Annotated in this window: 24 protein-coding genes and 1 pseudogene; 12 read left to right on the top strand and 13 right to left on the bottom strand. The window is 44.7% G+C overall.

Going from position 1 to position 26,403, the window contains the following annotated elements:
• Positions 1–45 precede the first annotated feature (45 nt).
• Positions 46–1,488, top strand: a complete 1,443-nt coding sequence (locus A6D97_RS16455) for an N-acylglucosamine 2-epimerase (RefSeq protein ID WP_065584831.1) — start codon at positions 46–48, stop codon at positions 1,486–1,488.
• Positions 1,489–1,630: 142 nt separating this feature from the next.
• Here the strand turns inward: A6D97_RS16455 and A6D97_RS16450 are convergent, their stop codons facing one another.
• The 3 genes from A6D97_RS16450 to A6D97_RS16440 form a co-directional block, all read right to left on the bottom strand.
• Positions 1,631–3,076 carry a sucrose-6-phosphate hydrolase gene (locus tag A6D97_RS16450; protein WP_017069759.1) on the bottom strand — a complete coding sequence of 482 codons (1,446 nt, stop codon included), beginning with the start codon at positions 3,074–3,076 and terminating at the stop codon, positions 1,631–1,633.
• Entirely contained in the window at positions 3,073–4,032 is a 960-nt protein-coding gene (locus A6D97_RS16445) for an aminoimidazole riboside kinase (protein ID WP_065584830.1), read from the bottom strand. The genes A6D97_RS16450 and A6D97_RS16445 overlap by 4 nt, the downstream gene beginning before the upstream one ends.
• Before the next feature lie 179 nt (positions 4,033–4,211).
• Positions 4,212–5,651, bottom strand: a complete 1,440-nt coding sequence (locus A6D97_RS16440; protein ID WP_065584829.1) for a sucrose-specific PTS transporter subunit IIBC — start codon at positions 5,649–5,651, stop codon at positions 4,212–4,214.
• A 234-nt stretch (positions 5,652–5,885) separates the two neighbouring features.
• Here A6D97_RS16440 and A6D97_RS16435 point away from each other — a divergent pair, with 234 nt between their 5' ends.
• Positions 5,886–6,872 carry a LacI family DNA-binding transcriptional regulator gene (locus A6D97_RS16435; RefSeq protein WP_017067468.1) on the top strand — a complete coding sequence of 329 codons (987 nt, stop codon included), beginning with the start codon at positions 5,886–5,888 and terminating at the stop codon, positions 6,870–6,872.
• A 134-nt stretch (positions 6,873–7,006) separates the two neighbouring features.
• Here the strand turns inward: A6D97_RS16435 and A6D97_RS16430 are convergent, their stop codons facing one another.
• The 6 genes and pseudogenes from A6D97_RS16430 to A6D97_RS16405 form a co-directional block, all read right to left on the bottom strand.
• Positions 7,007–8,380 carry a carbohydrate porin gene (locus A6D97_RS16430; protein WP_065584828.1) on the bottom strand — a complete coding sequence of 458 codons (1,374 nt, stop codon included), beginning with the start codon at positions 8,378–8,380 and terminating at the stop codon, positions 7,007–7,009.
• A gap of 551 nt (positions 8,381–8,931) precedes the next feature.
• Positions 8,932–9,840: an alpha/beta hydrolase gene (locus tag A6D97_RS16425; protein WP_065584827.1), complete on the bottom strand. Its 909-nt coding sequence runs from the start codon at positions 9,838–9,840 to the stop codon at positions 8,932–8,934.
• 14 nt (positions 9,841–9,854) lie between these two features.
• On the bottom strand, positions 9,855–11,192 hold the full coding sequence (locus A6D97_RS16420; RefSeq protein ID WP_346393667.1) for a TonB-dependent receptor: 1,338 nt from the start codon (positions 11,190–11,192) through the stop codon (positions 9,855–9,857).
• 44 nt (positions 11,193–11,236) lie between these two features.
• A pseudogene (locus A6D97_RS16415) lies at positions 11,237–11,743 on the bottom strand (LysR family transcriptional regulator); the annotation flags it as partial.
• 168 nt (positions 11,744–11,911) lie between these two features.
• The gene (locus A6D97_RS16410) at positions 11,912–12,319 is read right to left on the bottom strand and encodes a hypothetical protein (RefSeq protein ID WP_017061620.1); all 408 of its coding nucleotides are present in this window, start codon (positions 12,317–12,319) and stop codon (positions 11,912–11,914) included.
• A gap of 139 nt (positions 12,320–12,458) precedes the next feature.
• A complete protein-coding gene (locus tag A6D97_RS16405; RefSeq protein WP_017064979.1) occupies positions 12,459–13,790 on the bottom strand; it encodes a ferric reductase-like transmembrane domain-containing protein in 1,332 nt (443 codons plus the stop codon).
• Positions 13,791–14,023: 233 nt separating this feature from the next.
• On the opposite strand from A6D97_RS16405, the gene A6D97_RS16400 reads away from it, so the two are divergent.
• From A6D97_RS16400 to A6D97_RS16380, 5 genes are all read left to right on the top strand, one after another.
• Complete coding sequence (locus A6D97_RS16400; protein ID WP_017061618.1) at positions 14,024–14,713, top strand: flavin reductase; 690 nt, start codon at positions 14,024–14,026, stop codon at positions 14,711–14,713.
• Between the two features lie 120 nt (positions 14,714–14,833).
• Entirely contained in the window at positions 14,834–15,625 is a 792-nt protein-coding gene (locus A6D97_RS16395) for a CLCA_X family protein (RefSeq protein ID WP_017061617.1), read from the top strand.
• Positions 15,626–15,811: 186 nt separating this feature from the next.
• Positions 15,812–16,069, top strand: a complete 258-nt coding sequence (locus A6D97_RS16390; protein ID WP_017061616.1) for a type II toxin-antitoxin system prevent-host-death family antitoxin — start codon at positions 15,812–15,814, stop codon at positions 16,067–16,069.
• A complete protein-coding gene (locus A6D97_RS16385) occupies positions 16,059–16,325 on the top strand; it encodes a Txe/YoeB family addiction module toxin (protein WP_017061615.1) in 267 nt (88 codons plus the stop codon). Before A6D97_RS16390 ends, A6D97_RS16385 begins: the two co-directional genes overlap by 11 nt.
• A gap of 31 nt (positions 16,326–16,356) precedes the next feature.
• Positions 16,357–16,680 carry a DUF4144 domain-containing protein gene (locus A6D97_RS16380; protein ID WP_017067464.1) on the top strand — a complete coding sequence of 108 codons (324 nt, stop codon included), beginning with the start codon at positions 16,357–16,359 and terminating at the stop codon, positions 16,678–16,680.
• Between the two features lie 100 nt (positions 16,681–16,780).
• On the opposite strand, the gene A6D97_RS16375 is transcribed toward A6D97_RS16380, so the two are convergent.
• Positions 16,781–18,169 (bottom strand): MFS transporter, encoded by a 1,389-nt coding sequence (locus tag A6D97_RS16375; RefSeq protein ID WP_065584826.1) that lies wholly within the window; start codon positions 18,167–18,169, stop codon positions 16,781–16,783.
• 70 nt (positions 18,170–18,239) lie between these two features.
• On the bottom strand, positions 18,240–19,310 hold the full coding sequence (locus A6D97_RS16370; RefSeq protein WP_017064984.1) for a cellulase family glycosylhydrolase: 1,071 nt from the start codon (positions 19,308–19,310) through the stop codon (positions 18,240–18,242).
• Positions 19,311–19,522: 212 nt separating this feature from the next.
• Between A6D97_RS16370 and A6D97_RS16365 the strand changes: the two genes are divergently transcribed.
• Positions 19,523–20,548, top strand: coding sequence for a LacI family DNA-binding transcriptional regulator (locus A6D97_RS16365; RefSeq protein WP_017064985.1), 1,026 nt, complete (start codon positions 19,523–19,525; stop codon positions 20,546–20,548).
• Positions 20,549–20,566: 18 nt separating this feature from the next.
• Here the strand turns inward: A6D97_RS16365 and galM are convergent, their stop codons facing one another.
• Positions 20,567–21,631, bottom strand: a complete 1,065-nt coding sequence (galM, locus tag A6D97_RS16360) for a galactose-1-epimerase (RefSeq protein ID WP_065584825.1) — start codon at positions 21,629–21,631, stop codon at positions 20,567–20,569.
• Between the two features lie 192 nt (positions 21,632–21,823).
• The gene (locus tag A6D97_RS16355) at positions 21,824–23,152 is read right to left on the bottom strand and encodes an anaerobic C4-dicarboxylate transporter (RefSeq protein ID WP_016766967.1); all 1,329 of its coding nucleotides are present in this window, start codon (positions 23,150–23,152) and stop codon (positions 21,824–21,826) included.
• Positions 23,153–23,563: 411 nt separating this feature from the next.
• Here A6D97_RS16355 and A6D97_RS16350 point away from each other — a divergent pair, with 411 nt between their 5' ends.
• From A6D97_RS16350 to A6D97_RS16335, 4 genes are all read left to right on the top strand, one after another.
• The gene (locus tag A6D97_RS16350) at positions 23,564–24,223 is read left to right on the top strand and encodes an HAD family phosphatase (protein WP_010432777.1); all 660 of its coding nucleotides are present in this window, start codon (positions 23,564–23,566) and stop codon (positions 24,221–24,223) included.
• A 173-nt stretch (positions 24,224–24,396) separates the two neighbouring features.
• Positions 24,397–25,023 carry an HD domain-containing protein gene (locus A6D97_RS16345; RefSeq protein ID WP_065584824.1) on the top strand — a complete coding sequence of 209 codons (627 nt, stop codon included), beginning with the start codon at positions 24,397–24,399 and terminating at the stop codon, positions 25,021–25,023.
• A 42-nt stretch (positions 25,024–25,065) separates the two neighbouring features.
• Complete coding sequence (locus tag A6D97_RS16340) at positions 25,066–25,581, top strand: GNAT family N-acetyltransferase (RefSeq protein WP_065584823.1); 516 nt, start codon at positions 25,066–25,068, stop codon at positions 25,579–25,581.
• A 120-nt stretch (positions 25,582–25,701) separates the two neighbouring features.
• Positions 25,702–26,388, top strand: a complete 687-nt coding sequence (locus tag A6D97_RS16335; protein WP_065584822.1) for a DNA-3-methyladenine glycosylase I — start codon at positions 25,702–25,704, stop codon at positions 26,386–26,388.
• Positions 26,389–26,403 lie beyond the last annotated feature (15 nt).

Below are 26,403 nucleotides of genomic sequence, written 5' to 3'. Positions count from 1 at the left end.
TGATTGTTTATATTCAAATAAATTCAAATAGTTAAGATAAACATCATGTTACGAGCAACGATCGCATTACTCAGTATTACTAGCTTCGCCGTATCTGCCAACGCCCATCTTCCTTCTGGAGAAGAGTGGCTCAACCATGCGACTGAAGGGCTTGCACCTTATTGGTTAATGCCTAGCGCTCAAGGAGAACCGGTAGGAAACTTCCCTACTTTCCGCTGTGATGACGGTACCTTGCTCGATGTTTCTGATGTGTGCCATGAACTAAACAAAGGCTGGATCACGCCACACTTTGGCAAAGAGTTTACGCGGATGAAGTCACGTCAAACTTATGCCTATGGCGTGCTCTACCACCTTAGTGGCGATAAGCAGGCTTTAGCGCTTGCCAAGCAAGGAGCCTACTACATCATTGATCAGCTAGAAGATAAGCAAAACGGCGGCTTTATCGGCTACACAAAAGAGGGAAAAGTAGGCCAGAATTGGCAGCAGCGTACTTCTCAAGATCAAGCGTATGCATTAGTTGGCCTTGCCATGTACTACTACCTGACCCAAGACAAAAAGGTAGAAGAAGCACTCATCGCCCAACAAGCTTTTATCTTTGATAAATATCGACTTAGCGACAACAGCGGTCTTGCTTGGGTACTCGCCGACGGTGAAGATGGCAGTGCAAAACGACGTGAACTGGTTGCGCAACTTGATCAAATAAACGGCTACCTGTTGTTAGTCGCTCCTCTGCTCAAAGAGCCCATCAAATCAAAATGGCTTGATGACTTAAACTGGCTCACGCAAGCCATGATTGACCAATACCATTCTGAAGATGAACAACGCTTCTACGGTGCAATTCACGATAAAGCAGCGATGATGCCGAATGCTAATCACAATGATTTTGGACACACCATCAAAGCGTATTGGATGACTTACCTTACAGGCCAAACATTGAATAACTCTGAATGGTCAGAGTTTGGTTTAGACGGTATGAAATACACTTTGGATCAGGCGCAATATCAGAAAGAGTTCGTGAGTGTCTCCCAATATTATGGCGAGGAACTTCAGAAAGCCTGGAAAGGACAAGAGATAACTGGCTGGCAAAGCAGACCGCACAGTGAGTGGGCTTCATCATGGGAGTGGGCGGAACTTGATCAAGCAGCAATGACGGTTTCACTTGCCGATGGTTCGATGAAAGACGTCCTGCAATACACGTTACCGACCTTTCATGATGTATGGGTCGACCACAAATACGGCGGTGTCGGGCTTGACCCAAAACGCACCAAAGCTTTCCATTGGGGCAACGGTTATCACCAGTTTGAACATGCGCTGATTGGCTATTTGTTCGCTCAGCAAGTTGACGCGAAGCCAGCAGTATTGCATTACGCAAGGCCGACCAACAGCGAGATGCCAATGGAACCGTATTACTATCAAGGCGATGTGGTGGAGCTATTGAATAAAGATGACGGAACGCAGAAGGTCAGTTTCAATAACATTCGACCTTAGCGTTGGTTGTTTGTTCTAAATGGACTTGAGATTCAGGGCTACGGGGAATGGACAAGGTCAAAGAGTTAGCACAATAGTGATGTCGCAGACCAAACAAAAGCCGCTGTTGATCAGCGGCTTTCTTGATGGAGATAAGCGGAGGTTAGTTGTCCAACCCTTTAATTGGGTTCATCGAGTGATAAACGGTGTTCACGTCACCAGTCATCGACAATGAACTCAAGTCATCAATGAAGAAACGGCTGGTCATTGTGTGCTTACCGCCATTGATAAAGATTTCGATCACTGACTTATCAACATAAACCTCGATGGTTTGCTTGGTGCTCAACCTCGGTGCTTTTCTCACTGAGCCAAACTCTTCCGCGTAGAGCTGAGACATCTTACTGCGATCAAGCATGAACTCCTTTTCTGTAGCACTGAACACGATGTTATCACCCGCAACGTTAGCAAGTGTAAACTCAAACTCGTCAGTATCAGTTTCGAGCTCAACCATGAAGCTGGTTGTATCCAATTCAAGAGCATTTTCAACCACCACAGCTTCACCCTGTAGCGCTTTCAATTCAGGTAAAGCAGACTGAACAAGATAGCCATCTTGGATTTGAAGTTCGCGTGGTAACGACAACATGCCCGCCCACTGATACTCATTAGATGGTGTATTAATCTCAGGTAGACCAATCCAAGCAATCAGAATACGGCGGCCTGTATCATCTAAATAAGTCTGTGGTGCATAGAAATCGAAGCCATAATCTGGCTGCGCAATATCTTGGTGGTTTTCCAGTTCTACCGAATCGAGATTTAGGCGGTCACCGACGATATAAGCCACCGAGTAGATATTTTTGAAATCGTATGGATTTTCGCTAGACACACCTTGTGGAGAAAACAGCATCACCGACTGATTCTCTATTTCAAAGAAATCTGGGCATTCCCACATATAGCCAAGGTTGTTGTAACGAGTTTGAATTGGACCTTTGTGCTGCCAATTCATCAGGTCTCGGCTGCAATATAGCGCCATAGAGCCAGTATTTTGAGGCGTTTGAGCACCCACAACCATCAGATAATCGCCGCCCTGTTTCCACACTTTTGGGTCTCGGAAATGTTCGGTGTAGTGATCGTTTTCGATAACCACGCCGTGCTTTTCTATTTTGCCGTCAGCAGACATCTTGGCAAAACATTGAGTTGGCACTCGCAACCAATTTCCATCGCGCTTGTTACCTGTAAAAAACAACAATGCATTGTCGTTTTCAACCAATGCACCACCAGAGTAAACACCGTGAGAGTCGTAATCTTGGTCTGGGTGCAAGCCAATACCGTGGTCTTCGAAATGAACGAAGTCTTTGGTAGAAAGGTGGTACCAGTACTTCATACCATGGACGGGGCCAACTGGCGTCCATTGGTAAAAAAGGTGGTGTTCACCATTAAAGAAACACAGACCATTCGGATCATTAAGCAGACCAAACTTAGGCGCAATATGGTAGCTTGGATAGCCAGAGTCTTGTTTGCGAAGCTCTACCATCGCATCAATACTCTCTAGAGAAATATCTTCTATACGGCGATATCTTTGCTCTACTGTCCAGTTCGAGTTCAAACTCATACACTCTCCTCTACGGCATTCGTATTTGAAGAGTCTTTTTGAATAAACTGAGTAAGAGCTTCTTGCGTTGGAAGTGCGGTCATTGCGCCTTTTTGCGTGGTCGCCAGTGCACCACACCCATTCGCCCACTGAATTGCAGAATCGACGACTTGTTGATTGTTCCACTCATTATCTTGAGAAAGCTTTGCAAGCAAACCGCCAACAAAAGCATCGCCTGCACCCGTGGTATCCACTGGCGTCACTGAGCGACCTGAAATCAACACACCTTGGTTTTCAAATACTCGCCAAACGCCTTTCGCGCCCTGCGTAACCAGAACAAGCGTGTTGTTAAGATCTGCAATGTTAGCCAAACCTTGTTCCATCGAAGTTGAATCGGTTAAGAAATCCAGTTCTTCTTCTGAGAATTTAACCACATCAGCCAATTCAACCGCTTTCATGACCACAGACTTAATTTCAGATGGGTTTTGCCACACTTCATCACGAAGGTTTGGATCGAAGCTGATGTAACCGCCCGCGGCTTTCATACGTCGGATCGCTTCGAAGGTACTGCTTCGGCTTGGTTCATTAGCCAAAGAGATCGAGCAGACGTGTAGCCACTCGTTTTTCTTAAATTCGGGAATGTCTTCAACAGACATAAACTGGTCGGCACTTGGCTTAACCATAAACGTAAAGCTACGCTCGCCTTGGTCATCAAGATCGACCACCACGGTTGACGTGCGTTGTTCAGGGTCCTTCACCAAACGCTCGGTATTCACACCTTCCTTTTGCAGAGTCACTTCCATAAAAGTGCCAAACGGATCGTTACCCACTCGGCCGAAAAATGCGCTTTTGCCTAAAAGGCGAGAAATCGCTACCGCGGCATTAGCAGGAGCTCCGCCCGGACATTTCAATAATGTCGAGTCAGACTCCGGAATGAGGTCGACGACGGCGTCTCCAGTTACCCAAACTTGATTCATCTTTCTTACCTTAAAACTGAAAATCATGACAACCGAAAGCAGTAGCAACCGAAAGCAAGGTGAAACTTCACGCTGTCATGTAAAAATATAAAAAGGCTAGCTAAGCCAAATCACCTAGCTAGCACCCCAAAGCTTAGGAAATGAAGTGAAAAGGGGGGCTTCACTTCTAGGGATAAACGTTAAGCTGTTGTTTTAATGTTTTGCTTGCTGCTCTCACGTAAACCTAAAACAACGGTCAGAGCAAAGGCAGTCACGAACGCGATAATCATACCTACCACGTAGTAGCCAATTTTTTCCGGCGATATTGAGATGATGCCAGGAATACCCGCCGCCCCCAATGCTTGTGCTTTCACATTGAACATAGTGATAAACGCGCTTGAAACCGCAGCTGCACAAACCGCAGCAATGAATGGGTAGCGAAGCTTCAAGTTCACACCGAACATTGCAGGCTCAGTAATACCAAGCAAACCGGTCACACCAGAAGGAATCGCGATACCTTTCATTTTCTTATCTTTACTCATGAAACCAACCGCCAGTGCCGCTGCACCTTGTGACACGTTAGACATCGCCGCGATAGGGAAGATAAACGTACCACCAGTTGTTGCAATATCCGCAAGCAACTGAGTTTCAATCGCGATAAAGCTATGGTGCATACCAGTAATAACAAACGGCGCATAAATCAAACCAAACACCGCACCGCCAATGAAGCCAGCACTGTTGTATAACCAATTTAGGCCGTCACCAAGCAGGAAGCCGATATCACGAGTAAATGGACCAACAATCGTGAATGTTAACAAACCAGTTATGAAAATCGCCAATAGCGGCGTTAGCAAGTTATCCAGAACCGAAGGAATAACTTTACGCAGCCCAAGCTCAACTTTCGCTAGAATAAACGCAGAAACAAGAACGGGTAGTACTGAACCTTGATAGCCTACTTTCTCGATTTCGAAACCTAAAATGTTCCAAACCGGAATGCTGCCCGACACTGATGCGCCACCGAAGCCCCAGCCGTTAAGCAAGTCTGGGTGAACCATCAACATACCTAAAGCCGCGCCAAGGTATGGGTTACCACCAAACTTCTTACTCGCTGAAAATGCTAATAAAATAGGTAAGTACACAAAAGGAGCATTAGCAAATGTATTGATCATGTTTGCTAAGTCGGTCAAACCCGGATTAGCGTCGATTAAAGATTTGCCATCAATGAATAAGCCTTGAGCCGTCAATAGGTTGTAGATACCCATCAACAAACCACCAGCAACAATCGCCGGAATGATTGGTACAAAAATATCAGACAGGCCTTTCACCGCGCGTTGCAGGATATTTTGGTTGTCAGCACCTGCAGACGCCACATCGTTGGTCGACATTTCCGTCATTTCAGTCAGCTTAGCCAACTCAGCATAAACTTGGTTTACGATGCCTGAGCCAAAGATGATCTGATATTGACCTGCCACTTTAAACTGGCCCTTAACCCCTTCTAGGTTATCAATCGCCTGTTCATCAATTTTATCTTGGTCTGCAACCGCAAGACGCAGACGAGTCGCGCAGTGTGCGAGTGCGGTGATATTACTTTTACCACCTAATAGAGAAAGCAGCTCTTTTGCTATTTTTGGATAATTCATTACATACCCCATTGGATTATCATTTGAGCTTTTGAATTTTCGGGAACGTTTGCAAAACAAATTTTTGCCTAGAAATAACAAATGATCAAAGATAACTGCTCAATAGTGTGAGAATGATCTTCAAATTATCTCCCTAGGATAAGAAGACAGGGTTAAAATCCCCTAATAACAGGTAAATTTGATGCTCTGTTTGCAAACAATCCCAAAACTAAAATTACAATTGGATAATGAATAATGGCTAGTCTTCATGATGTCGCTCGTCTCGCTGGAGTTTCCAAGTCGACGGTTTCAAGAGTAATCAATGATGAGTATGGCGTAAAAGACGCGACCAAGGTGAAGGTGCGTAAAGCGGTTGAAGAGTGTGGCTATCTCCCAAACCAAGTCGCTAAAGACTTAAAGTCCCAAAAAACCAACCTGGTTGGCGTGATTGTTCCTAGGGTTTCTTCCCATGCCACCTCTCAGGGTGTCGATGGTTTAACCGCCGTCTTAGAGCAAGCGGGCAAGCATGTATTATTAGCGAGCACACACCAAACACACCATAAAGAACTTGAATATATTCAGATATTTAACCAGAAGCGTGTTGAAGGCATCATCCTGTACGCGACCCACCTCGACAACCAATTAGTCAAAGCGATTCAAAGCTCTGCCGTACCCGTGGTATTGGTTGGTCAAGACGGGTCAATGTTTAACATCCCAAGCATTGTGCACGACGACACTCGCGTAGGGTTTGAAGCGGGTAATCGCCTCATAGCGAAAGCTTGTAAGCATATGGGATTCATCGGTGTGCAAGGTGATGATATTGCGGTTGATAAGATGAGATCGGAAGGCTTCGCTCAATCGCTTCAATTTAACGACCTCACACTGCAATTTCACGCCCGTGGCGACTTCACCATAGAATCAGGTTACCAACTGGCGAAGCAGTATCTCAAGGAGCACACCAAGCTCGACGGCCTATTCTGCGCCACTGACCGTATCGCAATCGGTGCGATCAGAGCAATTCAAGAAGCGGGCCTCGTTCCAGGAAAGGATGTCTTGGTACTCGGCGTGGGTGATGATGAACTTGCTTCAGTATGCACACCAACGCTGTCTACGTTTAACTATGCGTTTGATAAAGCGGGAGAAAATGGAGCCAAGCTGCTACTCGACCGTATTGAGAAAAAAGGCTTTGAAATGAGCAAGATGGTGTTGACCTTCACCACTATTGACCGAGAGTCTTGCTAGCGATTTATTTCAGAGATCAGGTTATCCCAAGATAAAAAATGCCAACCTTCGAGTTGAAACGATAAGGTTGGCATTTGGTGATGCGACTATCACATCATGAGTAACACTCTCTATCTAAACGATATATCAAGCAATTAGAACCAAGTTTCCATCTGCAGTGCAAACAGAACCTCGCCGCCCTCTCCCATCGTTGCAGCATCTGCTTCAGTGCTAATCGAGTAACCATTCAGGTCTTCACTCCAATCCACATAGCTCACAGCGAAACGCAGTTCAGGCCTATCAAAGAAACCAGTGCTAGTTGAAAGCTTCAGTGTTGGTGCAACTGTCGCTTTGTAGAAACCGCCGCTCGCTTGCTCTGTCGAGTTGTCTAAATCCATGTATTGCAATGAACCTTCGTAAACCATCTCAAAGTTCTCTGTGAACTCTTGAGCTAATCGAACGTTTAAAGAAGCCCATGTGAACTCGTCATTCTTCTTCAAACGGTCTTGGCTATGCTCTGCCATTAATGCAGGTGCTAAGCGCCAGTTGTCGCCAATGCGAGTGACACCGTAGCTAAACAGGCGAACGGCTTTCGCGTCATCCAGTAGATCACCATTTGAACCGATGCCTTTTAGCTCTGCACCTAGGCCACTACCCACTAACATACCCGTTTTAGAGAAGCCTTCGCTCAGACCAAAGAAGTTGTCTCCATGGTACGCAAACATTGCGTGTACACCGCTTTCAGCTGCGCCATTTAGGCGGCTATCGTTGTCTGCTGAGGTCATACCGCTCAACATCACTTGCCATTGGCCAATACGGTTATTCATGGTTGCAATGTAGTTTTCTACATCTGTTGACGAGCTATCAATCTCACCAAAATCTCGGCCATAAATAGAGAAATTCGCTTTCCAGTTGTCGCTCATCTGAACGTCATAAACGCCCGCACCAGTACCTGATAAGAAGACAATATCCGAATCGAAAAAGTGAATATCAAAGTTGTCGCGATCGAATCGTTTACCCGCCCAAAACGTTGCTTCAGAAAACGCTTCAGATTCAGAGAACATGGTCAGACGGTTCAGTTCTGAATACACTTGTCGCACATTCAACTGGCTTTCGCTGGCAGTCCACTCGTTATTTGTCTCAGTACTGTCGGCCAACATGATGCGAAACAAAGCACTAGAGCCATCGTCTGCAAATCGCTTATGAATCAAGTTCGCTTCAACGTAATGATCATCTTCAACACCAAGACGTCCAATTGGAGCTCCAATGGCACCCGCCGCTGTCATGTAAGGACCAGTACCTGTCGCGCCGTTTAGGTCGTCGTTGATCAATAACCCAGAGCGAGCATAGCCGTGAAACTCAAACGAAGAAGCCTTTTCATTGGCCTCGGTAGAGACCTGCTCTGTTTGTGCAACCCTTTGTTCTAATTCATTAATACGTTGCTCTAATGCTGCAACGTCTTCACTTGCTAATACCGATGTAGTCATTAGCCCCATTGTTACAGCAACCGCTAAAATGTGTCGTTTCATTCTGATGTTCTCACGTTAATTGTTTTGGATTATTTGCAAACGTTCCCAAAACAATTCGTAAGCACATTTCGGCTTATACTTTTGATGTATAAGCTCTATATCGAAGAAGAATTAGAAATCAGTCGTGTTGATTACTTCACTTTTGTATCTGAGTGGATGATAGATCGATAATTTCGGGAACGTTACCGAAAATGCATAATTCTGATAACTTTGTCACAAGTGAAATTGATTAATGGGCGAAAAATAGTGTATCGCGCACATTGAAGCCTTTATCAAGGTCGTCGATAAGCTAGAGTCAGTTATGAACAAATCGTGATGAAACATACAATAACCACCACCTTTAACTGATAAACAACTCAATTATCGAAGGTGAACACGGTTTTGTTCGATCTAATAAATGACGATCGAATCATAAAAGGGAAGTTAGAAATGAATCCAGATACTTATGAAAGCTTCCAATAAAAAAGCCAAGTTGAACCTTAGTGATCAACTTGGCTTTAAATGGCTCAATGAATGCTTTCTAGCGCGTTGTAACGTCACAAAAGTAGAGATTATTTAATTGGATAATGTCGCTTTAAAAACGCAATCACATGCGGTACATACTTATCGGTATCAAAAATTGGAGCACTATGACCAACACCCTCCTCGATAAACAGCTGATTCTCAATGCCGTACTTGTCCAAAGCATGTTTGAGGATCTGGCTTTGCGCTAAAGGCACTCGCTTATCCAGTGTTCCATGGAACTGAATGTAAGGCGGAGCATCACTGTTTATATAACTGGTCGTTGAAGCTTGTGCCGCTAGCTCTGGTACTTCACTCGGGATATCACCTAAAAAGCGTGACACCGACGACTTTTTACTGGTTGGTCTGTTCCCTTTATTACCTAGTTCCAGCAGGTCCGTCGGGCCAAAAAAGCTTACAACTCCAGCCACTCGATACTTAGGTTCTGAGTAAAAGCTAATGTCACCGTGCGTATTACTTGCGCCGACCAATCCCGCTAAATGACCACCAGCTGAACGCCCCATCATAACCACGTTATCGGCGGCAAGATTGTACTTGTTAGCATGGTCATGAAGATAGTTAATAGCATCATTAATATCCGCGACTGGTTTTGGGAAAGTTGCTTCGCCACTTAAACGATAATCGACCGCAGCCAACGCATAACCTTCATCCAAAACAGAATTAAGCAACAACGGGTTTTTAGTCGGAATATCGTCTTTAGTGCCACGCTTCCACGCACCGCCATGTACCCAAACGAGCAACGGATATTTTCCATCAACCTTTGCTTCTGTTTTGGGAAGGTAGAGATCAAGCTTGATCTCTCGTGCTTCTACCGTCTTAAACAAGATGTCCTTTTCTACTGTGTATACCGCATTAGCATTAGCATTAGCATTAGCATTAGCATTAGCAGCCGATAATCCAACAAATGAAAGCATCAGTAATTTTGTTATCTTTTTCATTATGAACCTCTTATCTAGAATGACGCTTCTGCTGCTAACCAGTAACGACGACCATCTTCAACGTAGCCAAACTCTTCGTAATCGGTTTGTTCATCAAATAGGTTGTAGATACCAGCCATCACCTTAAGGTTCTTTTGCACATACCAGTTGGCACCTAAGTCAACATAAGTAATTGATGGCGCTTCGTATTGTGTTCTTGAACTACTCGTTGTCGGTTCTGACTCTTTGCCACGGTATGTCACTCGCATCCAAGATTGGACATCATCACGTACTTGCCAATCTGCATTTACGGTAACTAAATGCTCAGGAACTTGTGTTAGTGGCTTACCCTCATCTTCACCAGACTGCTTCTCAGTATGTGTATAGGTATACGTCGAACCGACAGAAATCGCCTCAGTAATGCCTTTGTTTATCGTGTATTCAGCACCGTAAGTAATCGCGTCTTCAATGTTCACGTAGGTAGAATCACAACCACGTCGGCCACAGTTAGTGCTCAGCTCTTTCTTGTCGATCTTGTCTTTAAAGTCACTGTAGAATACGGTGATGTTCGAGCTTAAATCGGCATCGCCAACAAAGTACACGCCCATTTCACTGTTCACTGACGTCTCGGCTTTTAGATCAGGATTACCGTAAACCGAGCAGTCGCCACCACAACTTTCTTGCGCCCAACCCGCTTCCATCTCAGTTAAGCCTGGTGCTCGATAACCCGTTGAAACACCGCCTTTCACTGTCCAATATGAGTCGACACTCCACACACCATAAACGCGAGGGCTCAGATGAGACTCGAACACGTCATTTTGATCAAATCTGAGGCCAGTTGTTAGAGCAAAAGAATCGGTGATGTACCATTCATCTTCCGCAAACAGTGACCATTGGTTATTTTTGAAGACATGATCTTCTGCAGAATCTGTCAGCTCCTGACGTGTATAGTTGAAGCCGATAGTTAGGTAGTGCGCCTCAAGCACAGGCATAGACCATTGTGAGTTCAGAGTCAGGTTTTCCACTTCCATTTCTCCGCCTTCATTCTCAACCGTTTCATTGTTGATGTATGAAGTGCCCGAGCCCCAGTTGTAGTTGCCTGAGTGAGATAGGCCCAATGATTGACGATTGTTCACACGCTCAGAATCTGTGGTTTTCGATTTTCCATCCGTCGTCACTCGTTCTTGATCGTGATAGGTGTAATCAAACGAGAAAGTATCGTCATCCGTAGGCGTCAAGTGTAGTGCGCCACGGTAACTCTCTAATGTTTTGCCTCCGTATCCGTAAAGAATCTCATCTTCCTTACGCTCTTGATATAAACCAGAGAAAGAAGCACTCAACAAGCCATCAATAAGAGGGCCCGCTAGATGCACTTGGCTTTGATATGAATTGCCCGAGTCTGAGTTCTCTTGCAGTGTTGTTTCGCCACTGTCATACGATAGATATTTTGCTCAGCAGAAGGCGGCTGATGCGAAGATAAGGCAAAGTGCACATCACCTGCGACCAAGGCTTCGAAATGACGCTTGGGCGCAGAATCTAAACTCACGATCATGTTCGGCGCTTCTTTGCGGATCTTAGCGATCACCTTGGGCATTAAGGTATTAATTTGAGGCAGTAAGCCATAAAATTTCACAGTACTATCAACCTTGCTTGGGTCAAACGACTGCTTATGAACCAACTTTTCCAGGTTAGTAATAACGGTGTTGATATCGTCTTTAATCGACTCTGCTTTTGGGGTCAGCTCATAGCCATACTTCTTACGTACCAGCAGCTCATCATCAAAGAAGGTACGCATTTTTTGTAGCGTACGACTTACCGAAGACTGGCTCATGTTCAGAGACATTGCGGTATTAGAGACGTGTTTTTCTTCGAGTAAATGCTTAAGAACGAAAAGAAGATTCAGGTCAATCTGGGAGAGGTTCATGAGTGCGTCACCAAAATAATGAGGGCATCGTTGAGACAATACGCCGCGCTCAAACCACGGCAATGCATATCAATGATTGGGGTTCAAGATACCGAGTTAACGGCTCTGCGAGCATGATTTAAAGTTCAATAGAAAAACGACTAAATCAAAAAATAGAAATAGAGATCGCTACTTTCTCTTCCCCTGCTCCACCAACTTTTCATTCCATGCCGTATTGCCGTCACGCTTAGTCACGTCATACTCTGAACAGAACTGAGATATGGTCATATTGTTATCGCCAGTGGCAAGCTTGAGAGCCAACTGAACTTGTTGAAGCTTGCTTTGCAGTCGCAAGATTTGACCAGCATTTGGGCTTTTCTCTTTGGCGTATTTTAAAGCCGCATGCTTACGTTCTGCCGCGCCCGCTCGGCGATCTGCTTCTGATAACAGATACTTGAGTTGAGCAACACTCTTGCCTTTCTTGAAGGCAGGATCAAGCAACTCAACGCATTCATCAAACGATGGATCGATAACGTATGGGTCAACTTTATGAGCTTGTTGGCGCATCCATTCGAGTGCGAGTTTTTCATCTGACATAATTACATCTTTACCAAAGAAACAGCCCTATATGGTATCGCTCAATAGCAAACCGCTGCAATAACAAATTGAGTGACTTTACGCCTTTTTACACTGTGCCGATTGACTAATTTAACAATCACAGCTCCAATAGTTGGCTTTAACGCATCACAAACAGCTCTTCGTGGTAGTGCTTTTCAATATCAAATTGATAGGTGTCTAATTCTTTTTTCAGTGATGTAGAGAACAACTCCGGCCCGCAGAAATACATCTCGTACTCGTTGAGGTCGCCACATTGATTGACAATTCTTCCGGCGTTTAGCCGCGGTGAGTGCAAGGTATCTATCACGGTCAACTTCACACCAACCGCGTGTGCTAGGTGCCACAACTCATCGATTAATTGCTTATCAACACCGCGAGTACAATAAAACAGTTGAATACGAGGATGATCTCGTTCTGTTTTGAGCGCTTCAAGTGTTGCAAAAAACGACGCTATCCCGACACCACCAGCAATCCAAATTTGTGGCTTGCTTAGGTCAAAATAAAGTCGACCATAGGGTCCTTCAACCGTAACCGCATCGCCCGCTTTCACTCGTTCATATAGGCCATTAGTAAAATCACCCAGCTCTTTGATCAAAAAGCGCAGCTCTGGATCATCACTGCCAGAAACAATGGTAAACGGATGCGGGTCTTCATTACCGAAACGCAAGTACGCAAACTGCCCAGCTTTGTGACCTTGCCAAGATGCCTCCGGTTTTAACACCAGCTCCATCACTTCAGCTTGTGGAAAATAGCGAGTCGAGATAATCGTCGCTGAGTGACGATTACGACGCCCAACCAAGCCCAACAAACTGTAAATCGCTGCGATAGACCCAGCCAAAGCAAATGCCACAGTTAGATAATAAATAGGTTCTCCCCAATACGCTCGTTTAAGCAGGATTACTGAGTGGAAAGCGATAAACAGGTACGCAACCGACATCAGACGGTGCGACAATTTAAACGGTTTGTACTTCACTGCCGCCCATAGTGACGCCACCAGTAAAATGAGCAACAAGTAGAAGCCCCACTCGCCAATACTCTGAGCAATACCGCGTAATTCATTGACCCATAACTCCCATCCAGTCAAAACAGCTTGCGGCCCTGAACCATCGTGTCGAACAGGCTTATCTAACACACCAGACACCACCAATGACTTAGGTATTTGGTACCACAACCAGTGTGTCACACCCAGTGCAACACCACCGATACCGAGCCATTTATGGACTCGATATGCTTTATCCATACCTTTCAGCCAATTCTCAACCATAGGCAAACGCATCGCCAAGATCATTGTGATGGACATTAACACCAGAGACAAAATACCTGAGTACTGAATCATGGCTGAGCGCCATTCAAAGACATCGCTTGAAGCGAATAATTGCGGTTCCATCGCAAACCAAAAGGCTGACATTGTGGCAATCATTGCCCAAATGATATTGCGGACTGTTTTCATTTGTTAACACTCATAAAGACGACATCATTACTTTAGCTCCTGTGATGTAAAGGGACGTCAACGTACGTAAATCTATGCAAAGGATCTCGTTCATTGTGCTGTAGCAGAGATAAAAGAGACAAACTGCCCACGGCCAATAAGCGCTCTTTGATCGATAAAAGCGGATTCTTCGTACATATAAGTCCGTTAGTGAGCATGCTCGAAGATAACAATAAATGAGAAGAAGAGAAGATATGAAGGACATGACCCTTTCTAAACAAGATATCCAAACAATGGACCCGCGCCACCGCATTCGTTTGGTTAACTCCCTATCTGGATTTAAAAGCGCCAACCTAATTGGTACTTGTGATAAACAGGGGCTTGAAAACCTTGCGATAGTGAGCTCTGTCATTCACCTAGGGTCTGATCCCGCGCTGCTTGGTTTTATTGTTCGCCCAGATAAAAGCCGACGTCATACGCTAGAAAACATCCTAGAAACTAAGTACTTCACCGTTAACAGCATTGGTGCTGACTTTGTTAAAAAGGCCCATCAAACCTCGGCTCGCTACCCTAAACCAGTCTCAGAATTCAACGCGGTCGGCTTAACGGCCTATTATGACGACACATTCCCCGCTCCCTTCGTCTTGGAGAGCAGTTTAAAGATAGGGTTAGCGTTCAAAGAACAGATAACAATCGAAAGCAATCAAACGCAAATGTTGATCGGTGAAGTTATAACGATTCACGCACCCAAACGCGCCGTGATGCCGGATGGCTACCTTGATTTAGAAGCGTTGGATTTGGTCACGGTATCAGGGCTTGATAGCTACCACGTAACTCAAAGACTGCACCGATTAAGCTATGCAAAACCACAACAGCCACTCTTTCCACTCACTCGTGAAGGTAACCCAACTTCATGGGAAGCTTTCGAACTCAATCTAAACTAATTTTGTTCGGCAATTTGCTATCAAAAGTGCTAACGTCCTTTAATTCCAAGAGATGCATCTCACACAGGCGCATCTCACTGAGCACACTATTCATTCTTACGTCTGTTTCCAAGGACCCTTTTGAAGTTAACTCACTTTAAATACAAAACGCGCGAAGGCCCAGACTACCGACATGGCGATCAGGTGTCATTCATGGACATCAAACAAACCTTCGGTATGGGCAGCATTCGTGTGGGTGCTTGGGTGACGAAAGAAGAAAAAGAGTTGGCCGCAAATCTGATATTCGATTCGCTAGCCGACTTGGCTTACATCTTGGCTTTGCCACCAGAGGCGATTGGCCTTCGCGGCACATTAGGCTTAGCGTTCGGCAGTGGCGGCAGAAAAGGCGTACAAGCACACTATGCCCCGAACCAACGAGAATTAGCCCTCGCGAAGAATGCCGGAGCTGGCGCGCTCGCTCACGAGTTTTGGCATGCATTTGACCACTATATCGCTGAGAAAGCGTTTGAAATCGGCGATACCTCTGGCCCTCGCAAGCAGATCCTGTTCGCCAGCGACTGTTGGTTGCACGATAGAACGGTGCGACCTCATCCATTAAACGAAAGTTTGATGTCTCTGTTTGATGCCACACTGCTTAGCGACAATAACTTGGACAAACACGATTATGTGGCTCGCAGTGTGATTGCCGACAAAGCGATGTCTGCCCGTTACTTCTCACTACCCACAGAGATGATGGCGCGCGCTTTTGAATCCGTGATTGAATCGTGTTCCGATATCAAGAACGCTTATCTAGTGGATGGCACAACCAAGCCTGATATGTACCCCGTGTATCCTGATATGGCGCACCGAGAACAGATATACCAAGCCCTGCAAGGTTACTTCGCACCATTAGGCCGATCTTTGAGTAAATAGCATTTTGAGTCAGTAACTCTCTGCATATTTACAATGAATGACATGTACCATAAGTTGACCATGTGTAAGCTCTGATATAACATGTACAACAAGCGGAACATGTAGAATAGTTAATTCATGAATGATTAACTATTCTGTGTATATAGAAAGATTAAACATATCCAAAAACAACAGGGTAAATAAGTGATGAATATTGTTTCTTTTACTGAGGCCAGAAATAGCCTTAAGTCTGTGCTCGATAGAGTGGTAGACGATTCTGATGTTACGGTAATAACCAGACGAGATTCAGAAGATGCAGTGGTCATGTCTCTTGATCATTTTAATTCAATGCAAGAAACCTTGTACCTTATGAGCTCGCCTAAAAACGCTGAAAGATTGGCTGAATCTATTGCTCAACTCGAAGCCGGAAATACAACCGTTCGAGAATTGAATAATGACGAATGATCGAAAGATTGTATTTACAGATAATGCTTGGGAAGATTACCTATACTGGCAAACCCAAGACAAGAAAACGCTCAAGAAACTAAATAAGTTGATTGAAGCCGCCAAAAGAACGCCCTTTGAAGGGATTGGAAAGCCGGAGCCACTAGTCGGCAACCTGTCTAGCTTTTGGTCAAGACGAATCGATGACAAGAATCGATTAGTGTATAAAGCAGATGACGATAACTTTTATATAATTGCTTGTCGTCACCACTATTAAAAGCAGTAAGCAGCACATAGAAAGGGCAGTAATGATCAGTTGGCCATCTTTGGTAAAACTCGACGGTGATGATGAGCTTATTTACGTCGCATCCGAGAACGATTTTCAGGCAGAATGCTCAGACATGATCCTGGGTGAAGATGATTACCTCATTGATTCAGAGGGTAACAGCTACGCACTTCAATCGATATCAAATCAACTGTCTCTAGCGAAACGGCCTGAGCAATATTCAGTAGAAAGCGTGACCAAGCTGATTCGAAACCACGAGTTTCAAAAAGCTGAAGTGTGCCTGATGAAGATCCACTTCCTAACGATTGAAGAAGCAATTCAGTCGCTGGCTTTTGAGCCACGTTAATAGCTCTCCTGAAAGCTAATAAACGAAACCTGTTAAAACAAAACAGCGCCAATTTAGGCGCTGTTTTCTAGGATGCAATGAGTGGTAATAACCTCAACAACTAAGACGTCGCTTTGTGCGTAATTCCTGACTTATCAACAACCCCTTCAGCAAACTCACCACGCTCAAGTTTTTCGCGTAAAATTGCATGCTGGTCTTCAGTAAAGGTATAACGAGACATAATAAATATACGTACCAAAGCCCCTAAAGCCGGCAGTAAAGCAATACAAAAGAACATGCCATTCAATGCTGTTTCTGTTTGGTCCGCATTTGGAACATAACCAATAGTTGTCAGGATCAGACCTGTTAAACCACCTGCTACCGCAACGGAGAATTTACCTGTAAATGTTTGGCCAGAGAAAGTTATCGCTGCTGTACGCTTACCACTATGGTAGTAAGAGTATTCAACGGTATCTGCAATCATCGCTGAAATAAGCGGGTTAGTCATCATAAAGAGCCCCGTTACTACTGCCAGCCACATCATCACCACCGTTGTGTTGTCATAACCTGTTAGATAAAAACCAACACGTGCGATAATTTCCAACACACATAGCGCAATAAAGATATCTCTCTTCTTGAAACGTTTAGTTAGGATTGGCGTCGCTAAACACGCGATAGCACTGACTAAAGTGATAGTACCAATCAATGAAACTAAACCTGCATCGCCCATGTTGTAGGTGAAAAAGAAAATGTATAAACCATTAACTAGATTGAAGAACACATTCATAAAGAATGCAGCCAAGATGAAGAATAATGGCTTGTTTTTACGTACCGCTTGAAAAGTATCTTTCAGTGTTACTTTTTCACAGCTCGCCGTCGAAATACGCTCTTTGGTATTGTAGAAACCGTTCAGCATAAACAGCAGACCTGCCACCATCAATACGATAACAGCAGGTAAGTAACCTTGATCAGCACGACCATCAGCAAAAAATGCGCTTAATTTAGGAAAAATAACTAGCGTTGCGCCAATACCAGCATTAACACCTAACATGGCACACGTTGCTGCTTTGGCACGCTCTTGAGGCTCATCAGTCATCACCGACGACATTGACCAAAATGGCACGTCAGAGATGGTGTAAAGGGTACCCCACAGAATATAAGTGATACCCGCATACATCACTTTAGTCGACATGTCCGCATCGATATTATAGAAGGTAGCGATGGTCACCAATACAATCAAAAACGGAGTAAACAACATGTAGGGACGGAACTTACCGAAGCGAGATTCTAACGTATCCATATAGCCAGCAATCAACGGATCATTAACAGCATCCCACACTCGTGCAATAAGAAATATGGTACTCGCAGCAATCGGCGAAATACCGAGAATATCGGTGTAGAAGTACAAGATGAACGAGCCAACCAAGCCAAAACTAAAGCATTGGCCCACGCCATAACCGAAATAAGAAATCAGCTCTCTATTGTTCAATCTATTTTTTATAGTAGTCATTGTTCACGTCTCGATTGATTTAATTCTAGTTTAGAAGCCGACCTTTTTCTCTAGGCCGGCTAAATGACAGTTATTCCACCTCTGCGAGTGTTTGAATCAACTGTACTTCGCTTGCATCATATGGCTGTCCTTGCTCATCAAGCAGATCGTGGAACCACTGACTGGCATAGTTAACGTCATTGCGTTTAATTTCAGGCCAAGGAAGGTGCGTTTGTGTTTTACCTTTCACTAATCCCCATTGATAGCAGCCAATATTCTTATCTTTAAAAATTGGCAGCTGTTCATGTAAGGAAGATTGTGCATGACGTGCTAACCACTCGGTACACATCATCGGGCGATTGTGCGCTTGCACAACTTTCAGCGCTTCATGGAACAAATCCAACGGAAGATAAGCATGGAAAGTGATAATGTCCGATAGCTCCATCGCTCGGCGATCGGTTGGATGCTCAAAAATAGGCAAACTACGGTCGAGAATACTAGGGCAATGCCATGCACCCACCGTTAGGGGCTGAGTCGGGTTCACATCGCGCGCCCACTCAAACGCTTTTTCCATCAACTCGTGGCTAAACGTCTCCATTTCTTCATCGTAAGCTAGCTCACCATTGGTGGTAAAAATCATACGGTTGGTAGGCTCGTTGTACAGATCCCAAATCGCAATACGCGGGTCGTTTTTATAAGTCGAGATAATGTCACGGATGTAAGTTTCAACGTCACCCCACTGTGACTTATCCATAACAACATTACGACCTGGGCTGGCCGCAGCTTGGCTATTATGCAGGTCAGGGACGGGGGCTTTTTGTTGACCTAGATACGGATGGTCACCGGAGAATCCACAATCATCCATTGGGGTCATCATTACCTTAATCTGGTTTCGTTCACAAATATCTAAGAAATGATCAATGCGCTCATGCAGTCCTTGGCGGTCGACTTGCCACACAATGAAAGGCAAATTGGTACGCAGCGTGTTGTAGCCAACCTCTCTCGCCCAAGCCAACTCTTGTTCCATTATTTCTGGTGAAAATGAGTCTGCTTGCCACATTTCGTTCCAGTTTACAGCCGTCCTTGGTAAGTAATTAAATCCACGTAACCATCCATGTTGTTGTTGCCATTGCCACGCTTTGTCTTCAGACCATCTTTTCATCTTACTCACCTTGAAACTAAATTATTAACTAATAATATTAGCTAATATAATGAGCTGCATTTTTATCGCTACTATCTAAGATTAAAAACGAGTGAGCAATCACAACTATCAGACTGCTCGGACAACTTTTTGTGATCCCCATCTTTAACAGGTGATCGAAAGCTGATAATTAGCTAATATCTTTAGCTAACTAAGTTGAGTTGAAATTTACGATGGCTAAAAAAATCACTATGAGTGACATTGCTGCAGCGGCAGGTGTGTCTCAATCAACGGTATCACTGGTACTTAATGGTTCAACGTCTGTAAAAATTGCAGACACCACAAAAAGTAAAGTGCTCGATACCGCCGAATCACTTGGCTACAAAAATAAGAAAGTCGCTCATGCGCTGGGTCGACCTAATAAAATAGCACTGGTTGTCAACGGGTTATCGAGTTATGACCCTTTTATTGATGCTATAAACTCAGCGCGTGAAGAGGCTTGGGCGAACGACTTTATTTTAGTGATCTTCAATTACAGCCACGATGAAGTGCTAGCGAGCAAAATTGAAGTGGAAATCAACAGCGGAGATTATGCAGGCTTGGTGTACGCATCGAGCATGACTCGTGAACTTGAACAACAACGGGTCAATACGCCTCTGCCAACCGTGCTCCTAAACTGCACAAACGAAAGCAATAGCGATGCACCAAGCATTTTACCTGCCGATATGATCGGTGCTTACAAAGCGGTCTCTCACCTTATCCAACAAGGCTATTGTCGTATTGCTATGCTCACAGGCGAAAACTGGATGCTTGCGAGCCAACAACGCAGTGAAGGCTACCGTCAGGCACTAATTGATGCCGATATTGTCCCGAACAGCAATTACTTAGCAGAGGCCAACTGGTCATTAAAAGAAGCACATCAGCAGACATTAGCTTTGTTTAAGTTAGCTCAACCACCAGAAGCTATCTTTTGTGGCAGTGATTACATGGCGATGGGGTGCTATCAAGCACTGGCTGAACTAGGGCTTAAGATCCCTCAAGATGTCGCGATCGTTGGCTACGATAACCAACAAATCGCATCGGAAAGTTTTCCTGCGTTAACATCCGTTGAATTACCTTACTCAGATATGGGCAAGCTAGCGATTGAGTCCTTAATGGCGCAAATTGAGGCTCAGCCTTTGTTATCCAGTAGACGAAAAGTGGAAGGAGAATTGATTATTCGTACATCCTCAACACCATCGGATAAGGTGGGCACATAGCCCACCAATAGTTAGGGCCTAAAACTTAAACTGATAAACCGTCTGATGTTGATAAAGCTCTCCAGACTTCAGGAGCCCGCGGTTAGGTCCCCATTCTGGCTTATTAGGACCATCTGGAAAATATTGGGTTTCTAAGCAAAGACCATCGTACAACTCATAATTTTTACTCTTACCAGGCGTCCCTGCTAGAAAGTTACCCGAATAAAACTGAATAGCAGGCTTCGTCGTTTTTACCTTCATCACGACTTCTTTTGCAGGTGCAACCAGAACCGCTGCAACCGACTCTCCATCGGTCACTTCAGGCTGAAGCACAAAAGCATGATCATAACCACCAGCCATTTTCTGGTCCGACTCATTCAGAAAATCCCGCCCAATGAGCTTTGCGTTTGAAAAATCAAAACTCGTATCCTCAACCGCCTTTATTTCTCCCGTTGGTATTAAGCCTTGATCTGTTGGTAAATAATGGCCTGAACTCAACTGCAATACATGATCCAAGCTTTTCGAACCAGAAGCCTCACCAGCCAAATTAAAGTAAGCATGATTGGTTAAGTTAACGGGGCAAGTCTTATCAGTATTGGCTTCATAAGAAATAGATACTTGGTTGTCATCCGTTAGAGAATAGGTAACTTTGACACCAAGATTACCCGGATACCCTTGATCACCATCTTTGATATGAAGAGTAAACACTACCTTTTGTGCACTTTGTTCAACAATGCTCCAACGCTTTTTATCAAAGCCCTCTACTCCACCATGTAATGAGTTTTCACCATTATTAACCCCGAGTTGGTAGCGCTTCCCTTCAAGTTCGAATTGGCCTTTAGCGATACGGTTTGCAAAACGTCCAACAATCGCACCAAAATAAGAGCTCTGCTCCATATGTTCAGCCATATTGGGTGAGCGAAGTAACACCTCTCGAGCTACTTCATTCACTGGCATAGAACAACTCAGCCAAGTAGCTCCAATATCCATGAAGGATACACTCATTCCATTGCTGTTCTTGAGGTGGACCAGTTTAGCTAACTGACCATCAAACGATGGAGTGGATGCCATATCTTGCTCTAATTGCTCAAAGTTAGTAATCATTAGTGCCTCTTCGTCTCACAAAAATAGCGTTATATCACCACTACCCCACTTGCAACTAATAATATTAGCTAATATTTTGATCTAAATTGCCTTTTACTTAATTCACATACCTTTTCAAGCGTCAGAAACAAAAACAGCGCCTCAATAGGCGCTGTTTCTCGTTTCTTATCTCGCTAGTCGATTAAGCGACAATTAAGCGATAAAAATCTGTGCCAGTGCGTAGCCTAAGCAACATGCGCCGACTACACCGATCAAACCAACCGACATGAATGAGTGGTTGAAGTACCACTTACCAATCTTGGTAGTGCCAGACACATCGAAGTTAACCGTTGCGATATCTGATGGGTAGTTCGGGATGAAGAAGTAGCCGTAAACTGCTGGCATTAAGCCGATCAACAAGGCTGGGTCTAGTCCTAAGCCAAGGCCAACAGGTAGCATCATACGCGCAGTAGCGGCTTGAGAGTTCACCACAACCGATACGATGAATAGCGCTAGTGCGAACGTCCATGGGTAGTTGGTCACCATTTCCACGATGCCAGACTTGAACTGAGGCATTGCGTATTGGAAGTAGGTATCCGACATCCAAGCGATACCGAAGATCGCAATCGCCGCCACCATACCCGATTTGAATACCACACCGTTTGGCACATCTCGCGGGTCAGTTTTAGTCGCCAGCAAAATGATACCGCCGAAGCAGAGCATCATCATTTGGATGATCACCGACATCTTGATTGGCTTGTCGCCGTCAACGATGGTTCTGATCTCAGGCACCATCGCCACGATAACAATCACCACAATCGACAATAGGAAAATCAAAACCGCATTACGAGCCGAAGTTGGCAGAACTTCATCCAAAGAGGTCGCGGTAGTGCTTTCAATGCGCTTTTTCCACTCAGGATCTTTTAGGCGTGCTTGGTATTCAGGATCGTCGCTCAATTCTTTACCGCGTTTTAAGCTATACAAAGAAAGCAAGAACGTACCAAACAATGTTGCAGGAACCGTCACCATCAAAATAGAAAGCAGAGTAATAGAGTGTTGAATATCAGAAAGTTGTGCGAGGTAATACACTACAGCAGCAGAGATTGGTGATGCCGTAATCGCCAACTGAGATGCCACCGACGCAGCTGCCATTGGACGCTCAGGACGAATACCGTTCTTCAATGCCACATCGCCGATGATTGGCATGATTGAGTAAACCGCGTGGCCAGTACCCAATAAGAAAGTCATCGAGTAAGTCACGAACGGTGCTATCAAGGTGACGCGTTTCGGGTTCTTTCTCAGTACCCTTTCCGCAACTTGCAGCATGTATTTCAAGCCTCCCGCCGCTTCTAAAATCGAAGCACAAGTCACAACAGCGAGGATGATCAACATGACAGTGACAGGTGGAGAGGTTGGTGGCATCTTGAAGACAAACACCTCGATAACCAAACCAATACCAGAAACAACACCTAAGCCAATACCACCATACCGAGACCCGATATAAAGTACGACTAATAAAAATAGAAACTCAAAATACAACATAAGCAACCCTGCTAAAAATATGGACTAATGATATTTTGTCTCTAAGCTCAGCCATTTACTTATTGCTTGGTCACACTATCATTAAAGGCTACCGCAAATTGTTTTTTATAAGATTATGGTCACGCTAACAAGCCTGTAAGTTTATGAAATGTAATAGTAAAACAAACACCCGACCTCGATTTGTTATGTATAACAGTCATAATTGTATCTGTTAGATCTCGATGACCTATAAAAGATTAGGCTCATAACTGAACGATATTATTTCAGCTTGAATTAATGAGATTTCAAGTCATTCAGAAGCATATTGCACACCCAATACTTCCGATTCTAACTCAACGCTGACTCGCCTATCCTTAGACACTATGTCAAAATACTCATTCTCACGACGACAATAGATAAAGAACCACGGATATGAATTTTCAAGCTGCTATTTTTGATATGGATGGACTACTGCTCGACACCGAGCGACTTTGTATGCAGGTTTTTGAAGAAGCATGTCACGCGCAAGGTGTTCCGTTTTTGCAAGATGTTTACCTAGGCATTATTGGCTGTAACGCAAAAACCATCGAACAGATCTTTAGAAATGGTTACGGTGAAGGCTTAGATTATCCTGCGTTAAACAACGAATGGCGAACTCGTTACAGTGCGATTGTTAAGAACCAAGCGATCCCTGTAAAAGACGGCGTGATTGAGCTTCTTGAATGGCTAAAATCGAATGACATTCCAATCGCGGTAGCGACCTCCACTCAGCTTGATATCGCAAAGAAGAAGCTCGAGCTGGCTGGCCTAGATTCGTACTTCACCTCACTAAGCACAGGCTGCGAAGTGACTCATGGCAAACCTCACCCAGAGATCTACTTATTGGCGGCAGAACGCCTAGGGGTTGCACCTGAAACTTGCTTAGCGTTTGAAGATTCAAACAACGGTATTCGCGCATCAATGGCAGCCAACATGATCAGCTTCCAAATTCCAGATTTGGTTGAGCCTTGCGAAGAAGTAAAAGCGCTTGGCCACACGATCAGCCCATCGCTGCATCATGTATTGGCGCAGCTGCAACAAGCCGCAGCTTAAAAGCCAATACAACAAATAAAGACCAATATTAAGCCGACTCACAGAGTCGGTTTTTTTGTGGGTATTCCTTTTATAAAAGATAAAAAATCACGCTAGAAACTGTTAAAGTCGATATGAAACGACACTGATCGATAAGCAACATTGATAACGTCTAAAAATGGAGAAAGAGACGCGTGATTGAAAAACTTGAAAGCCAACTGCTTGATTTTGCACAACAAGAAATGATACAAGATGCGGCGCATGATATCAGCCACATCAAGCGAGTAGTCAAAACTGCTAAGGCTTTATGTACTCAAGAAAAAGCTAAGCTTGAGGTCGTTCTGCCTGCTGCTTACCTTCATGATTGTTTCACCTTTCCCAAGAATCACCCAGACAGAGCCAAAAGCTCGCAAATGGCAGCAGACAAGGCGATCTCTTTCCTCAAATCTATCGAGTATCCCGAGTCCTATCTTGATGAGATCCATCATGCGATTGTCACGCATAGTTACAGCGCTAACATCACACCAGAAACCTTGGAAGCTCAAATCGTCCAAGATGCTGATCGCCTAGATTCTCTCGGTGCAATTGGTATTGCTCGTTGCCTATACGTTGGTCAAAGCTTCGATGCCGAACTCTATAACCACGAAGACCCGTTCGCTGAACATCGTGACTTGGATGACAAGCATTACAGCGTCGACCACTTCTACGTGAAGCTGTTTAAGCTAGCAGAAACCATGAATACAGAATCAGCCAAGTTAGAAGCCAACAAGCGCACCGATTACATGCGTGGCTTTCTTGAGCAGTTGGGCACGGAAGTTTAGCGGTTTAGAAAAAGAGACACGCGATAAGGAAGAGACAAGGATATGGAAATAAACCGCTTTAAAGCCTCCGATGCCAATGAGATCGTCACTTGGTTCACATCACTCGAAGACTATGTACTGTGGGGCGGACGAACCTTTGGTTGGCCGTTAGAAGCCGCCTCCATCATCGAACGCTCTCAAGAGCCTCAAGTTGAGCTATATACCTTCTCTGAGTCTAGTGCTCTCTCTGAACTGAATTCGAACGGCAATAACTCAGAACTGATCGGGTTTATGGAGTTTCAACGTATGTCAGACAGTGAACTTCGATTCTGCCGAGTGGCCATTCACCCAAACCAACGAGGCAAAGGGTTTGGGCAATCCATGATAGAAAGTGCATTAGACGCTGCGAAACAAATCCCTGATGTCACCACCATCAGCTTGGCGGCCTTTCAACAGAATATCGGAGCAAAACGTTGCTACGACAAAGCCGGCTTTCAGGTGGTCGACAAAGAGCCGAGCGTGAAAGAGTTCAATGGTAAAACATGGCCCTTATATCAGATGGAATTGAAGATCTGCTAACTTGTTCTAATTGTCAGACTGGTTTTAGTTAACAGACTTGTTTTAATTGCCAAATTTGACCCCATATCATTAAGCATTAGCTACACACTCAAGATACACAGATGTAATTTGGAACCTCCAATGACCCAAGAAAAATTCGACTCTATTTATCAACGTGCGGCTCACCGTAAAGGTGGAGCTGCCGAGCTCGAAAAGATTGTTCGCGCGCCCCTTTCCCAAGCCGAGCTATCGCAGATCACCGACGACCGTTGGCTAGCCGCCTTTACTGAAAAGGTATTCCAGTGTGGTATTTCATGGAATGTGGTGAGAAAGAAATGGCCGCAGTTTGAAGAGGTGTTCTTTGAATTCGACATCGAAAAGATGCTGATGCTGCCGAATGAGATGTGGGAACAGAAAGCTCAAGATCCGCGCATTATTCGTCACCTTACTAAGGTGATGACCATCCCTGCCAATGCCACCATGATCCACAATGCCAAGCGTGAAGCCGATTCATTCTCACAAATGGTTGCCGACTGGCCATCAGAACGTATCACCGAGCTGTGGGATTACCTGAAAAAACACGGCAAGCGATTAGGTGGTAATACTGGTGCCTACACTCTGCGCCAAATGGGTAAAGACACGTTCATCTTATCATCAGATGTTGAAGCACACCTACGCAGCACCGATGTGGTGGATAGCGGTCGTAACACCAAGCGAACACAACTGGCAGCGGGTAAAGCCTTCAACGAATGGCAACAACAGTCAGGTCGTAGCCTGAGCGAAATCAGCCAGATCGTTGCCTACAGCTGCGGTGATAATCGAGTTTAGTTGGATTAAAAATGG

The organism is Vibrio sp. ZF57 (assembly GCF_001691235.1).
GTDB lineage: Bacteria > Pseudomonadota > Gammaproteobacteria > Enterobacterales > Vibrionaceae > Vibrio > Vibrio crassostreae_C.
The sequence above is the reverse complement of the archived record's forward strand: the minus strand, read 5'-3'. Positions and strand labels throughout refer to the sequence as shown.

What these genes read in the sequence shown, in the direction of transcription:
- A6D97_RS16335 (WP_065584822.1), top strand. Translation starts at nt 25,702, where the DNA reads ATGACCCAAGAAAAATTCGACTCTATTTATCAACGTGCGGCTCACCGT.
- A6D97_RS16385 (WP_017061615.1), top strand. Translation starts at nt 16,059, where the DNA reads ATGACGAATGATCGAAAGATTGTATTTACAGATAATGCTTGGGAAGAT.
- A6D97_RS16400 (WP_017061618.1), top strand. Translation starts at nt 14,024, where the DNA reads ATGAAGGACATGACCCTTTCTAAACAAGATATCCAAACAATGGACCCG.
- A6D97_RS16440 (WP_065584829.1), bottom strand. Translation starts at nt 5,651, where the DNA reads ATGAATTATCCAAAAATAGCAAAAGAGCTGCTTTCTCTATTAGGTGGT.
- A6D97_RS16390 (WP_017061616.1), top strand. Translation starts at nt 15,812, where the DNA reads ATGAATATTGTTTCTTTTACTGAGGCCAGAAATAGCCTTAAGTCTGTG.
- A6D97_RS16425 (WP_065584827.1), bottom strand. Translation starts at nt 9,840, where the DNA reads ATGAAAAAGATAACAAAATTACTGATGCTTTCATTTGTTGGATTATCG.
- A6D97_RS16435 (WP_017067468.1), top strand. Translation starts at nt 5,886, where the DNA reads ATGGCTAGTCTTCATGATGTCGCTCGTCTCGCTGGAGTTTCCAAGTCG.
- A6D97_RS16445 (WP_065584830.1), bottom strand. Translation starts at nt 4,032, where the DNA reads ATGAATCAAGTTTGGGTAACTGGAGACGCCGTCGTCGACCTCATTCCG.
- A6D97_RS16430 (WP_065584828.1), bottom strand. Translation starts at nt 8,380, where the DNA reads ATGAAACGACACATTTTAGCGGTTGCTGTAACAATGGGGCTAATGACT.
- A6D97_RS16405 (WP_017064979.1), bottom strand. Translation starts at nt 13,790, where the DNA reads ATGAAAACAGTCCGCAATATCATTTGGGCAATGATTGCCACAATGTCA.
- A6D97_RS16450 (WP_017069759.1), bottom strand. Translation starts at nt 3,076, where the DNA reads ATGAGTTTGAACTCGAACTGGACAGTAGAGCAAAGATATCGCCGTATA.
- A6D97_RS16365 (WP_017064985.1), top strand. Translation starts at nt 19,523, where the DNA reads ATGGCTAAAAAAATCACTATGAGTGACATTGCTGCAGCGGCAGGTGTG.
- A6D97_RS16370 (WP_017064984.1), bottom strand. Translation starts at nt 19,310, where the DNA reads ATGAAAAGATGGTCTGAAGACAAAGCGTGGCAATGGCAACAACAACAT.
- A6D97_RS16455 (WP_065584831.1), top strand. Translation starts at nt 46, where the DNA reads ATGTTACGAGCAACGATCGCATTACTCAGTATTACTAGCTTCGCCGTA.
- A6D97_RS16355 (WP_016766967.1), bottom strand. Translation starts at nt 23,152, where the DNA reads ATGTTGTATTTTGAGTTTCTATTTTTATTAGTCGTACTTTATATCGGG.
- A6D97_RS16340 (WP_065584823.1), top strand. Translation starts at nt 25,066, where the DNA reads ATGGAAATAAACCGCTTTAAAGCCTCCGATGCCAATGAGATCGTCACT.
- A6D97_RS16350 (WP_010432777.1), top strand. Translation starts at nt 23,564, where the DNA reads ATGAATTTTCAAGCTGCTATTTTTGATATGGATGGACTACTGCTCGAC.
- A6D97_RS16410 (WP_017061620.1), bottom strand. Translation starts at nt 12,319, where the DNA reads ATGTCAGATGAAAAACTCGCACTCGAATGGATGCGCCAACAAGCTCAT.
- A6D97_RS16380 (WP_017067464.1), top strand. Translation starts at nt 16,357, where the DNA reads ATGATCAGTTGGCCATCTTTGGTAAAACTCGACGGTGATGATGAGCTT.
- galM (WP_065584825.1), bottom strand. Translation starts at nt 21,631, where the DNA reads ATGATTACTAACTTTGAGCAATTAGAGCAAGATATGGCATCCACTCCA.
- A6D97_RS16375 (WP_065584826.1), bottom strand. Translation starts at nt 18,169, where the DNA reads ATGACTACTATAAAAAATAGATTGAACAATAGAGAGCTGATTTCTTAT.